Source organism: Streptomyces tateyamensis (assembly GCF_003205575.1).
Lineage (GTDB): Bacteria > Actinomycetota > Actinomycetes > Streptomycetales > Streptomycetaceae > Kitasatospora > Kitasatospora tateyamensis.
This window is the reverse complement of record NZ_PYBW01000006.1, coordinates 30,259-41,512: the sequence shown is the minus strand read 5'-3', so window position 1 is coordinate 41,512 and position 11,254 is coordinate 30,259. Positions and strand designations below refer to the sequence as shown.

Below are 11,254 nucleotides of genomic sequence, written 5' to 3'. Positions count from 1 at the left end.
ACGGAAGCCGCCATGTCCCAGCCCACCCTGTTGCTGATCGCCCACGGCAGCCGCGACCCGCGGCACGCCGCGACGGTCGACGCCCTGGTGCGCCAGGTGCGGGCGCAGCAGCCCGGGCTGGCGGTGGACACCGCCTACCTGGACCACTCCGCCCCGCGGCTGCCCCGGGTGCTGGAGCGCCTGGCGGGGCGGCCCGCGGTGGCCGTCCCGCTGCTGCTCAACCGGGCCTACCACGCCAAGCACGACATCCCCGCCGCGCTGCTCGCCGCCGGGGCCGGGGTCGGCGGTGACGGCGGGGCCGGGGCCGGCGGAGGCGGCGGCCTCCCGGTGGCCGAGGTGCTCGGCGCTCCGCGCGAGGAACTGCTGCTCGCCGCGCTGGAGCGGCGCCTGGCCGAGGCCGGCCTGCGGGTGGCCGACCCCGTCGAGCGGGCCCGCACCGGCCTGGTGCTGGCCGCGGCCGGCTCCTCCGACCCGGCCGCCGACGCCGCCACCCGTGCGCTGGCCGCGCACTGGGGGGCCCGGCGCGGCTGGGCGGCGGTCACCGTCGCCTACGCCTCGGCCGGCGGCCCCCGGGTCCCCGAGGCGCTGGCCGAGCTACGCGCCGCCGGGGCCGAGCGGACCGCCGTCGCCCCGTACCTGCTGGCGCCGGGACTGCTGCCGGACCGGATCGCCTCGGCGGCCGCCGAGGCCGGGGCCGACCTGGTCGCCCCCGTGCTCGGCGCCGCCCCGGAGCTGGCCAAGCTGGTGCTCGCCCGCTACGCCGCGGTGCCCGCCGTCGCCGCCCGACAGCGGGCAGCCTGCGTCACCGCCCGACGGCAGGCAGCCTGACCAGCCGGAACTCGTCGGTCGCCCCGCCGGCGAACAGCACGTCCATCCGCCCGCTCAGCACCCAGTAGGCGCCGTCCGGGCCCTTGGTCACCGCGGTGGGAGCGGGCACCGGCGCGTTCGCCACGCTCAGCCGCGCCTGGCCGTGGTGCTGACGAACCGTCACCACCTGGCCCGAGGAGTCCGTCCCGATCCGGTTGGTGGCGCCCAGCAGGGTGCCGTCCGGCCCGGCGGTCAGGCCGTCCAGGCCCACCAGCCGCGGGTCCTGCACCAGCAGCCGGAGCGCGCCCAAGCGGTGCACCGGCACCTCCCAGATCGCGCCGTTCTGGTAGTTGCCCAGGTACAGCCGGCTGTCCCGCAGCACGATGCCGTTCAGCCCGAACTGCCCGGCGCCGGCGCCGAGCCGGGTGTCGCGCAGCAACACCGAGGCCCGCCCGTCGGCGGTGACCTGGTAGACGATCGGCGAGAAGGAGTCGGTCACGTACGCCGTGCCGTCCGCGTCGAACACCACGTCGTTCGCCATGTGCGGCCCGCCGTCGGCGGCGACCGCCGCCAGGTCCACGTACCAGCGCCGCGCGCCGGTGCGCAGGTCGTAGCTGCCCAGGCCGGCCACATGGCCCTGGCTGCCGGGGGTGCTGCGCACCGACAGGCCGGCCGGGTCGGCGTTGCAGACCAGCACCCGCCCGCGCGCGGCGTCCACCTTGACGCCGATCACCGAGACCAGCGTCGGGTCGGCGACCAGGGTGCGGGCCACGCCGTCGGGGCCCACCGTGCTGACCACGCCCTGGTGGATCGAGCTGATCACGAACCGGCCGCTGGTCGGGTCCCAGCTGGCGCTCTCCGGGTTCAGCTCGTTGCCGGTCCCGGCCACCGCGCCGCCGTACCAGGCCGCCGGGGCCACCGCGCCCGGTGCCCGGTCGGCCGCCACTGCGGGCAGCGCGCCGCCCATGATCGCGGCCGCCGCCAGGGCGGCGGCCACTGCGGTCCGTCGGGTCGTCCCGTTCATCGTCACCACTCCTCAACTCCGTTGACTGGCCCAAGCTTTTCGCGTCGGCGGGCGGGCGGGCAGTGCGTGCCGATGCTGGTAGCCGCACTACCACCCAACTGCGGGGAGATAGTGTTAGGTGAAGGGGGATGCGGGCGATGACGGGTACTCAGCGGCACGGGCAACGGGGGGACGAGCCGCAGCACGGGCAGCGCAGGGACGAGCCGCGGCACGGGGACGAGCACCAGCACCAGCAGCGGCGCACCGCGCTGGCCAACTTCCTGCGCAGCCGGCGGGCCCGCCTCAGCCCGCAGGACGTGGGTCTGCCGGCCGGCGGCCGCCGCCGCACCCCGGGGCTGCGGCGCGAGGAGCTGGCGGTGCTCGCCGGGGTCGGGGTCACCTGGTACACCTGGCTCGAGCAGGGCCGGGAGATCAACCCCTCCCCCGAGGTGCTGGCCGCCCTGGCCGGCACGCTGCGGCTGGACCCGGCGGAGACCGACTACTTCTTCCGCCTGGCGGGCAGCCAACCGGGCCCGCACCCCGACCGGCCGGTGCGCGGGATCCCGGCGGCGCTGAACCGGCTGCTGGCGGCCCAGGCACCCTCGCCCGCCTACCTGCTGGACGCCGACTGGGACGTGCGGGCCTGGAACCCGCAGGCCGAGGCGCTGCTGAACTTCTCGCAGTACGACCCGGTGGACCGCAACATGGCCTGGCTGGTCTTCGCCAACCCGCTCAGCCGCGCCCGCACCGTGGACTGGGAGTACCACGCCCGCCGCACCCTGGCCCAGCTGCGCGCCAGCTACGCCGAACGCGGCGGCGCCGAGACCCCGGGCGGACGCCAACTCGCCGCGCTGATCGCCAGGTTGCGGGGCGCCTTCCCAGAGGCCGACGCCTGGCTGGACGAACACGAGGTGCAGGAGCGGGCGGGCACGGCGAAGGACCTGCTGCACGAGCGGCTCGGTCCGCTGTGCCTGGACCAGATCGTGCTGCGGGCGCCGGAGGACCTCCAACTGGTCATCCTGCAGGCCCGCGACGAGGCGACCGCGGCCCGGCTGCCGCACCTCACCGACAGCGGCGACGAGCAGGTGGTGGCGGTCAGCTCAACGTTCGCTCAGATAACGGGTGTTCGCGAAGCGCCGGGGGTACGTTCCCCCCGGGGGGATGGCGATGACCGATCAGCACTGGACCGACCGCCTGCGCGACGCGGGCGACCACCTGCGCGGCGCGGGTGAGCGCCTGTTCGGCGCGGACGAGGAGGCGCTCGACCTCGGCGAGCGGACGGCCGACGTGGGATTCCTGCCCGAACAGCCGCACCGCCCCGACGGCTTCGCGGCGGTGGCGCCGCCGTGGTCCCACAAGCCCGCCGCGCCCAGCGCCGAGTGCCCGGTCCCGCACCACGACCAGCAGCAACTGGAGCGCTGGCTGCGCTGGTGCACCCGGGAGTTCGGCCCGCCCGCCGAGCAGTCGGCGGTGCGGCCCGCGGCCACCTTCTATCCGGTGGGCTACCGGGGCAGCACCGAGCAGGTCGAGGAACTGGTCCGCCGGGTCAGCACGGTGATGCGGGTCCAGGCGCCCGACCTGGAGGTGCGCCACTTCGAGGCCGTCCCCGCGGAGCGCGGGTCCACCACGGTCGGCACCTACCACGCCGAGGACGGCCGCCCCGTCATCTCGCTCGACCTGCGCTCACGCGAGGATCCGGCCGTGCTCACCGCGATCATCGCCCACGAGCTGGCCCACGTCCGGCTGCGCGCCGAGGGCCGCCTGCCTGCCTGGGAGCGGGACGAGGAGAAGCTCACCGACTTCCTCACGGTCCACCTGGGCATGGGCGTCTTCAGCGCCAACGGCGCCCACCACTTCGCGCGGACCACGCACGGCTGGTCGGTGCTGCCCATGGGCGACCTGACGGACCAGATGCTCGCCGGCCGCCGATTCGGCCCCGTGCACCACTACGGCTACCTGACGCACCAGCAGTTCGGCTACACCCTCGCCTGCTGGACCCATCTGCGCGCCGACCCCACCCCCACCTGGGCCAAGCACCTCACCCCGACCATCCGCGCCCACCTCCACCGCGGCCTGGCCTACCTCCAGCACACGCGCCACCGCCTGGACGACTGAGGCGGGATACGAACCCTCTGGGGTGAAGCCGGCCCTACTTGCCGTAGTGGTAGCGGCAGGCAATGACGTATACGGTGTCGGCTTGCTCGTCGAGGACGTAGACCAGGCGGTGCTCCTGGTCGATCCGCCGGGACCAGGCCCCGGCGAGCTCGTGGCGCAAGGGCTCTGGCTTACCGATGCCCTCGTTGCCGTTGCGGCGAATGTCATCGATCAGTTGGTTGATGCGCTTGAGCAGGCGCCGATCGTCCGCCTGCCACGACAGGTAGTCGTTCCATCCGCCTTCGGTGAACTGAATCTTCACGCGGACTGCTCAGTGAAGTCCACGGGGTCGACCAGTTCGCGATGCTGCGTACGACCTTCTCGGTAGTCCCGAAGGGACTGACGCAGGTGGTCGGCGTTGGCCGGAGAGCGCAGCAGGTAGTCGGTCTCGCGGAGTGAGGCGTACTCGGCCAGGGGAATGACGACCAGCGGTTCATGACCAGCCCTGGTGATGACGAGCTCTTCCGCGTCCTGCTCAACAGAATCGAGCGCGGCAGCGAGATTGCCGCGCAACTCGGTCGCACTCATCGTCTTCATGCTGTACATAATAACGTACGCCCAAAGATTCACGCCAGGCCGTCGTGGCAACCGACCGACCACGGAGATCAGCTCGGCAGCCCAGGCGCACCGCCATCGGAATCCGCAAGGCACCGGTCGGATGCCGCCGGACTCTCTTCCTACTTCTTTGAGAAACTTGCCCCATGACTGAGATGCCCTACAGCATCAGCGAGGGGCCGGCCACCCGGGTGAGCCTCTCACTTCCTGAAGGTACGGCCGAGGCGATCCGCCAGCGCGTGGGCAAACGCGAGTTTGCGTGGCCAGATCCTTGATGAGTACCTTGCCGACTACGAGCGCCGGCAAGGACCGATCTCGGCGGTGGAGCAGGAGCTGGCCCGCCAGGTCTTCGACGAGGTGTTCGCCGAGGAGGGCGGACGGCCCGTCGCAGGCTGAGGCACGAGGACACCTTGGTATTGGATTCCGAGGGGCTCTCCAAACTGCTCGGCGATCACGAGCCTGTCCTCGCGATGGTCGCCGAGGCTCGCAGGCGGGGCAAGGAGGTGGTGATCAGCGCTCTGACCATCATCGGAGCTGTACACAGCCGTACCGATCAGGCGCGACTGCGATGGATCCTCTCCGGGCTACGGATCGTGCCGGTCGCTGACGAGGAAGCCAGAACCGCCTCGGCGATGCTGATCGGCGCGGGCCTGCACGGCCACAAGTACGCCGTCGATGCGGCAGTCGCCGAGCTGGCACTGCGCCAGCAACGACCCGTCGTCCTGCTGACATCGGACATCGACGACCTGGCCAAGCTGTGCGGTGACCGGGTGCGGCTCGTCTCCGTCTGACAGCTCTGACCTCGGCACTCCCGGGGCGCTGTGAGGCCATGCAGGGCCCGTCAGCCGTAGTCAGTCCAGGCAGAACTCGTTGCCCTCGATGTCCAGCATCGGGATGCACGCATCATTGCCGTCGTACAGCGTCCGCACGTGCACCGCGCCGAGCGGGACCAGGCGGGCGCACTCGGTCTCCAGGGCGGCGAGGCGCTCCTCGCCCACCAGGCCGGTGGCGACCCGGACATCGAAGTGGACGCGGTTCTTGGCGGCCTTCCCCTCCGGGACGCGTTGGAAGTACAGGCGCGGGCCCGCCCCTGACGGGTCGACAGCGGCTGCCCACGATTCGTGGCCCTCGCCCCCCGGCGGCACCACGTAGCCCAGCACCTCGCACCAGAAGCGGGCGAGGCGCTCCGGCTCGGCGCAGTCGAAGGTGACCTGGAACTCCTTGATCGCTGGCATTCGCGCACCCTATCAACGCGGGCCTCGCCCCCCGTCGGGAAACTGGCTCGCGCGCGGCCCCCGCCCCTGGCTACGCTCCGCGGCGTGCACCTCCTCACCCCGCTGCGCCCCGACCACGCCGACGCCGTCCTCGCGTTCGAGCTTGCGAACCGCGCGTACTTCGCCGCGGCGATCCCCGACCGGGGCGACGCCTACTTCGCCGAGTTCGCCGAGCGGTTCGCCGGCCTGCTGGCCGAACAGGCCGACGGGGTCTGCGCCTTCTACCTGTGCCTGGCGCCGGACGGGTCGGTGCTCGGACGGTTCAACCTGGTCGACCTAGTCGACGGGGGTGCCGAACTCGGCTACCGGGTAGCCGAGTTAGCGACCGGCCGCGGGCTGGCCACCTCCGCCGTCCGCGAGCTGTGCCGCCTGGCGGCTACGCGCCACGGCCTGCGCACCCTGGGGGCCGCCGCCACCGACGACAACCTCGCCTCCCGCCGGGTACTGGCCAAAGCCGGGTTCACGCCCACCGGCCCGACCAGCCGCGACGGCAACCCCGCCACCTGGTACACGGTCGACCTCGTCCGCAGCTGAGCCCACCGCGGCCGTCAGTCGAGGCAGAACTCGTTCCCCTCGACGTCGCGCATGAGGATGCACGACTCGTTGTCTTCGTCGGCCGGCAGGAGCTGGTCGTACTCCGCGCCGAGCTCGACCAGCCGCGCGCACTCGGCCTGCAACGTGGCCAGGCGCTCCTCCCCCACCAGCCCGGTTCCGACGCGCACATCGAGGTGCACGCGATTCTTGGCGACCTTCCCCTCGGGCACCCGCTGGAAGTACATCCGCGGCCCCTCTCCTGACGGATCGGCAGCCACCGCCCAAGATTCCTGGCCCTCGCACCCCGGCGGCACCACGTACCCCAACACCTCGCACCAGAAGCGGGCGACGCGCTCGGGATCAGCACAGTCGAAGGTGACCTGGAACTTCCTTACCGTTGCCATGAGCCCACCGTAACAACGGGCGTCCGGCACGAGTTGAGATTTTTCTCCGCCGAGCACGCCGAGAACAGTGCAGTATCCTGCGCCGATGACAGCCGACCCGGCAGCCAAAGCGTTCTTCTCCACCCTCGCCCCTGGCGACCACTGCGCCGGCACCGTCAGCGCCGTCGAGCGCGCAGGCCTGAAAGTCGCTCTGGACGACTTCCCCTCCCACCCCCTCGGCGAGGTGTGGTCGGGCGACCTCCCCCTGGGCCGACGGAGCCCCGATTACGAGGTGGGCGAGCGGGTCACCGCCCAGGTGATGGCGGTCCACCCTGGCCGGAACCTGGTCCGGCTCTCCCTCGCCGCCACCGCGCACGCCGAACTGTGGGCCTTCCTCGCCGGGTTCGCCTTCGGCGACATGCTCATCGGGACCATCGCCTCGATCGAGCCCTTCGGCGTCTTCGTGGCCCTGGACCAGGGGCCGGCCCATCCGCTCTTCCCCGGGGTCGGATTCATCACCCTTCCCGAACTGTCCTGGGTGCGCGGCACGCCGCTGGCCGAGACTGTCCAGGTCGGCCAGCAGGTGCGTGCCATGTTCCTGCAGTTCGACACCTACAACGGCGAAGCCCGCCTCTCGCTGCGCGGCCTGCACCCCGACCCCTTCCAACTCTGGGCGGAAACCGTCGCCGTGGGCCGGCGCCTGTCCGGCTCCGTGACCGAGGTGGTGGACGTGATCGGTGCCTTCGTCCGCGTCGCCGACGGCGTCGTGGGCCTGGTCCACGAGCCTGGCACCGCCCTGAAGCCGGGCGACCAGGTAACCGTCACCCTGGCCGAGGTCGACCGCGAACGGCGCCGCGTCCTGCTGGCGCTCGCGGACTGAACGGAGCGAACAGGCTGAACGTCGCCTGGCCCGCCCCCGGATGATCCAGCCGGGGACGGGCCAGTTGACGCGGCGTCGGACGCGGACGCCTGCCTGACGACTACTCGATCACGAGCTCCACCGCGACGTTGCCGCGGGTCGCCTTGGAGTACGGGCAGACCTGGTGAGCCGCCTCGACCAGGGCCTGGCCGGCCGCCTTGTCGATCGCGTCGGGCAGCTCGACCCGGAGCACCACGGAGAGCGCGAAGCTGGTCTCGTCCTTGCCGATGGTGACCTCCGCGGTGACGGCCGCCTCCGAGGTGTCCACCTTCGCCTCGCGGCCGACCAGGCCGAGCGCGCTGGCGAAGCAGGCCGCGTAGCCGGCGGCGAAGAGCTGCTCGGGGTTGGTGCCCTGGCCGTTGCCGCCGAGCGCGACGGGCAGCGCGAGGTTGACGTCCAGCAGGCCGTCCGAGCTGACGGCGCGACCCTCGCGGCCGTGGGTGGCGGTGGCAACAGCGGTGTACAGCGGGGTCAGCGTGCTCATGGGGTATCCGTCCTTCGCGTGCTCGTGCAGTTCGGTCGGTCGTTCGGTCGATCGCTCTGGCGTACGTCCAGAATGACATCACACAATTCAGTTGTGCGCAACTCGATAGCGCTCAGTGGTACCGTTGATCCATGACCGAGGACCGGGTGGACCCGAGCTGGCTGCTGCTGGACAACCAGATCTGCTTCGCCCTGCACGCCGCCTCCCGGGCGTTCAACGCGCTGTACCGCGACGCCCTCCAGGAGCTGGGCCTGACCTACCCGCAGTACCTGGTGATGCTGGTGCTCTGGGAGCACCAGGAGCTGGGGGTCAAGCAGATAGGCGAACAGCTGCGGCTGGACTCCGGCACGCTGTCACCGCTGCTGAAGCGGCTGGAGGCGGCCGGCCTGGTGGTCCGCGAGCGCAGCGCGCAGGACGAGCGCTCGGTCATCGTGCGCCCCACCGCGGCGGGCACGGCGCTGCGCGAGCAGGCCGCCCGGCTGCCCGCGCGGATCTCGGCCGCCACCGGGCTCGACCTGGGCGAGATCACCGACCTGCGCGAGCGGATCACCCGCCTGACCGCCACCCTGGACGCCACTGCCCTGCCGACGGTCTCCCCCGCCGACTGCGGCTGACCGGCACCGCACCACGTCACCCGGCACCACCCCACCCCACCTCGAGAAACGCCGAGAGGGCCGACCCCCAACGGGATCGGCCCTCTTCGCCGTGGTGGCGGAGCGTCAGCGCGCCGCGCGCCGCTGACGCCCGGTGCCGTAGTTGGAGCCGCTCTTCGAGCCGCTGCCCGGCGCCGCGTTGCCGCTGGTCTTGCCGATGAAGCCGGCGGCCATCCGGCGGCCGTCGCCGGTGGTGGCGCCGGCGGTGCCGCTGCCCAGGCGCTGCTTGGGGCGGCGCTGCTTCGGGTTGCCGTTCATGTCCACGTCCGCCGGCAGTCCGGAGCGAGCGCCCGAACGGCGCCGGTTGCGCGGGGCGCCGGCCCGGTCCTTGTCGCCGTCGGCCCCGCCGCGCGAGCGCCCGGCCGACTTGTCCGTCGCCGACTCGGCCACCGGGGCCACCACCACCGGGGCCAGCGAGACCGCGACGCCGGTGGGCGTACGGGCACCGGTGATCCGGGTCAGCTCGGCATCGCCGGGGCGGACCTTGGTGGTGAACGGACGGATGCCCGCGTTGGTCATCAGCTTGGTCATGTCGCGCCGCTGCTCGGGCAGCACCAGGGTGACCACGGTGCCGGACTCGCCGGCCCGGGCGGTGCGGCCGCCACGGTGCACGTAGTCCTTGTGGTCGATCGGCGGATCGACGTTGACGACCAAGTCGAGGCCGTCGATGTGGATGCCGCGCGCCGCGACGTTGGTGGCGATCAGCGCGCTGACCTGACCCTCGCGGAACTGGTCCAGCACCCGGTTGCGCTGCGGCTGCGACTTGCCGCCGTGCAGCGCCGCCGCCCGGACGCCGCTCGCCAGCAGCTGCTTGGCCAGCCGGTCGGCGCCGTGCTTGGTGTGCACGAACATGATCACCCGGCCTTCGCGGGCGGCGATGTGCGCGGTGGCCGAGGCCTTGTCCGCGGGGTCGATCTGGAGCACGTGGTGCTCCATCGTGGTGACCGCGCTGGCCGAGGGGTCGACCGAGTGGACCACCGGGTCGGTCAGGAACCGCTGCACCAGGCGGTCGATGTTGCGGTCCAGGGTGGCCGAGAAGAGCATCCGCTGCCCGCCCTCGACCACCTGGTCCAGCAGCTTGGTGACCTGGGGCAGGAAGCCCATGTCGGCCATCTGGTCGGCCTCGTCCAGGACGGTGATCTCCACCTGGTCCAGCTGCACGTCCTGACGGTTGATCAGGTCGTCCAGCCGGCCCGGGGTGGCGACCAGTACCTCTGCGCCCCGGCGCAGCTGGTTGGCCTGACGGGTGATCGACATGCCGCCGACCACGGTGGCGATCCGCAGGTTGACGGCGGTCGCGTACGGGGTGAGCGCGTCGGTCACCTGCTGGGCGAGCTCGCGGGTGGGGACCAGCACCATGGCGATCGGACGGCGGGCGTCGGCCCGGCGTCCGGCCACCCGGGCCAGCAGCGGCAGGCCGAAGGCGAGCGTCTTGCCGGAGCCGGTGCGGCCGCGGCCGAGCACGTCGCGCCCGGCCAGCGAGTCGGGCAGGGTGGCGGCCTGGATCGGGAACGGCGCGGTGACGCCCTCCCGGGTCAGCGCCGAGAGCAGGCCCTTGGGCATCTCCAGCTCGGCGAAGGTCTCGGCCGGCGGCCGGGCCGGGGTGCCGGTCACCGTGGTGAACTCGGCCGGCTCGGCGATGCGCACCTTGGCGGTGCCGCGCGGCGCGCGGGCGGGGCGGCTGCCCTGCTCCGGGGTGCGGGCGCCCTGGCCGCGGGTGCCCTGGCGGTGGCCGCCCTGGCCCTCGGCGGCCTGCGAGCGGGTGCCCTGCGGGCGCCCACCCTGGCTGCGTCCGCGTCCACGGCCTCCGTCGGGGCGTGCCTGATCAGTCATGCGGTACTTCTCCGTCCTGCGCCGTCACCGTCGATGGGTGACCCATGGGGTCGGCCGCGTAGGAAGAGAATCGCCGCCCCGGCCGGTGGGCGGCATGGACGAAGGCCCGCACCGTGCGGTACGGGCCTTCGCTCGTCAGGCGAGTCCAGCGTGTGCCGAACGTCAGCCGACGATGGTGATGTTCTCGGCCTGCGGGCCCTTGGGGCCCTGGGTCACGTCGAAGTTGACCTTCTGACCCTCGAGCAGCTCACGGAAGCCCTGCGCGGCGATGTTGGAGTAGTGGGCGAACACGTCCGGGCCGCCACCCTCCTGCTCGATGAAGCCGAAGCCCTTTTCGCTGTTGAACCACTTGACGGTACCGGAAGCCATATCCGTTTCCTTTACTACTGGGGCAACGAGATCCACACTGCATGAACCTCGCGTCGCCGCGATCCCCATCCGGAAGATGACCACCGGACAAAACAAATGCGCCTGTCGGTTGATACCAGCAGGCGCACACAAACGTTCATGGGAACCAAAACTGCAACTGCTTCGACTGTAGCACGCTGGCCCCCGGGATGATCGGATAATTTTTGACCGGTTTGGTCACTACCGGACTACGGCATCTGCTCCGGTGACAACTCGTTGACCAGCGGATGAACGCAGACAGGCGGCT

15 protein-coding genes and 1 pseudogene are annotated in these 11,254 nt (G+C 72.1%); 8 read left to right on the top strand and 8 right to left on the bottom strand.

Translation table 11 applies throughout. From position 1 onward, the window contains the following. Nucleotides 1–12: 12 nt before the first annotated feature. Nucleotides 13–828 carry a sirohydrochlorin chelatase gene (locus C7C46_RS01470; RefSeq protein WP_110664735.1) on the top strand — a complete coding sequence of 272 codons (816 nt, stop codon included), beginning with the start codon at nt 13–15 and terminating at the stop codon, nt 826–828. Here C7C46_RS01470 and C7C46_RS01465 read toward each other — a convergent pair. Continuing rightward, complete coding sequence (locus C7C46_RS01465) at nt 803–1,831, bottom strand: SMP-30/gluconolactonase/LRE family protein (RefSeq protein ID WP_110664733.1); 1,029 nt, start codon at nt 1,829–1,831, stop codon at nt 803–805. The genes C7C46_RS01470 and C7C46_RS01465 overlap by 26 nt on opposite strands. A gap of 137 nt (nt 1,832–1,968) precedes the next feature. On the opposite strand from C7C46_RS01465, the gene C7C46_RS01460 reads away from it, so the two are divergent. Both C7C46_RS01460 and C7C46_RS01455 read left to right on the top strand, forming a co-directional pair. Next, nucleotides 1,969–3,042, top strand: a complete 1,074-nt coding sequence (locus C7C46_RS01460) for a helix-turn-helix transcriptional regulator (RefSeq protein ID WP_181442134.1) — start codon at nt 1,969–1,971, stop codon at nt 3,040–3,042. Then, the gene (locus tag C7C46_RS01455) at nt 2,978–3,925 is read left to right on the top strand and encodes a hypothetical protein (RefSeq protein ID WP_110664729.1); all 948 of its coding nucleotides are present in this window, start codon (nt 2,978–2,980) and stop codon (nt 3,923–3,925) included. The genes C7C46_RS01460 and C7C46_RS01455 overlap by 65 nt, the downstream gene beginning before the upstream one ends. A gap of 34 nt (nt 3,926–3,959) precedes the next feature. Here C7C46_RS01455 and C7C46_RS01450 read toward each other — a convergent pair whose 3' ends face one another. Beyond that, a complete protein-coding gene (locus tag C7C46_RS01450) occupies nt 3,960–4,226 on the bottom strand; it encodes a Txe/YoeB family addiction module toxin (protein WP_110664727.1) in 267 nt (88 codons plus the stop codon). After that, nucleotides 4,223–4,501: a type II toxin-antitoxin system Phd/YefM family antitoxin gene (locus C7C46_RS01445; RefSeq protein ID WP_181442133.1), complete on the bottom strand. Its 279-nt coding sequence runs from the start codon at nt 4,499–4,501 to the stop codon at nt 4,223–4,225. The genes C7C46_RS01450 and C7C46_RS01445 overlap by 4 nt, the downstream gene beginning before the upstream one ends. Before the next feature lie 164 nt (nt 4,502–4,665). On the opposite strand from C7C46_RS01445, the pseudogene C7C46_RS01440 reads away from it, so the two are divergent. Both C7C46_RS01440 and C7C46_RS01435 read left to right on the top strand, forming a co-directional pair. Next, a pseudogene (locus tag C7C46_RS01440) lies at nt 4,666–4,915 on the top strand (hypothetical protein). Between the two features lie 44 nt (nt 4,916–4,959). After that, nucleotides 4,960–5,310: a DNA-binding protein gene (locus C7C46_RS01435; RefSeq protein ID WP_245984000.1), complete on the top strand. Its 351-nt coding sequence runs from the start codon at nt 4,960–4,962 to the stop codon at nt 5,308–5,310. Between the two features lie 60 nt (nt 5,311–5,370). Here the strand turns inward: C7C46_RS01435 and C7C46_RS01430 are convergent, their stop codons facing one another. Continuing rightward, on the bottom strand, nt 5,371–5,754 hold the full coding sequence (locus C7C46_RS01430; RefSeq protein ID WP_110664723.1) for a VOC family protein: 384 nt from the start codon (nt 5,752–5,754) through the stop codon (nt 5,371–5,373). Nucleotides 5,755–5,838: 84 nt separating this feature from the next. Between C7C46_RS01430 and C7C46_RS01425 the strand changes: the two genes are divergently transcribed. Continuing rightward, nucleotides 5,839–6,327, top strand: a complete 489-nt coding sequence (locus tag C7C46_RS01425; protein ID WP_110664721.1) for a GNAT family N-acetyltransferase — start codon at nt 5,839–5,841, stop codon at nt 6,325–6,327. A 14-nt stretch (nt 6,328–6,341) separates the two neighbouring features. On the opposite strand, the gene C7C46_RS01420 is transcribed toward C7C46_RS01425, so the two are convergent. Beyond that, nucleotides 6,342–6,731, bottom strand: a complete 390-nt coding sequence (locus C7C46_RS01420; protein ID WP_110664719.1) for a VOC family protein — start codon at nt 6,729–6,731, stop codon at nt 6,342–6,344. Between the two features lie 85 nt (nt 6,732–6,816). On the opposite strand from C7C46_RS01420, the gene C7C46_RS01415 reads away from it, so the two are divergent. After that, nucleotides 6,817–7,590, top strand: a complete 774-nt coding sequence (locus C7C46_RS01415; protein ID WP_110664717.1) for a S1 RNA-binding domain-containing protein — start codon at nt 6,817–6,819, stop codon at nt 7,588–7,590. A gap of 100 nt (nt 7,591–7,690) precedes the next feature. On the opposite strand, the gene C7C46_RS01410 is transcribed toward C7C46_RS01415, so the two are convergent. Beyond that, nucleotides 7,691–8,104, bottom strand: coding sequence for an organic hydroperoxide resistance protein (locus tag C7C46_RS01410; protein WP_110664778.1), 414 nt, complete (start codon nt 8,102–8,104; stop codon nt 7,691–7,693). Nucleotides 8,105–8,244: 140 nt separating this feature from the next. On the opposite strand from C7C46_RS01410, the gene C7C46_RS01405 reads away from it, so the two are divergent. Continuing rightward, nucleotides 8,245–8,727, top strand: a complete 483-nt coding sequence (locus tag C7C46_RS01405) for a MarR family winged helix-turn-helix transcriptional regulator (RefSeq protein ID WP_110664715.1) — start codon at nt 8,245–8,247, stop codon at nt 8,725–8,727. A 105-nt stretch (nt 8,728–8,832) separates the two neighbouring features. On the opposite strand, the gene C7C46_RS01400 is transcribed toward C7C46_RS01405, so the two are convergent. Both C7C46_RS01400 and C7C46_RS01395 read right to left on the bottom strand, forming a co-directional pair. Continuing rightward, the gene (locus C7C46_RS01400) at nt 8,833–10,599 is read right to left on the bottom strand and encodes a DEAD/DEAH box helicase (protein WP_110664713.1); all 1,767 of its coding nucleotides are present in this window, start codon (nt 10,597–10,599) and stop codon (nt 8,833–8,835) included. A gap of 162 nt (nt 10,600–10,761) precedes the next feature. After that, complete coding sequence (locus tag C7C46_RS01395; protein ID WP_110664711.1) at nt 10,762–10,968, bottom strand: cold-shock protein; 207 nt, start codon at nt 10,966–10,968, stop codon at nt 10,762–10,764. Nucleotides 10,969–11,254 lie beyond the last annotated feature (286 nt).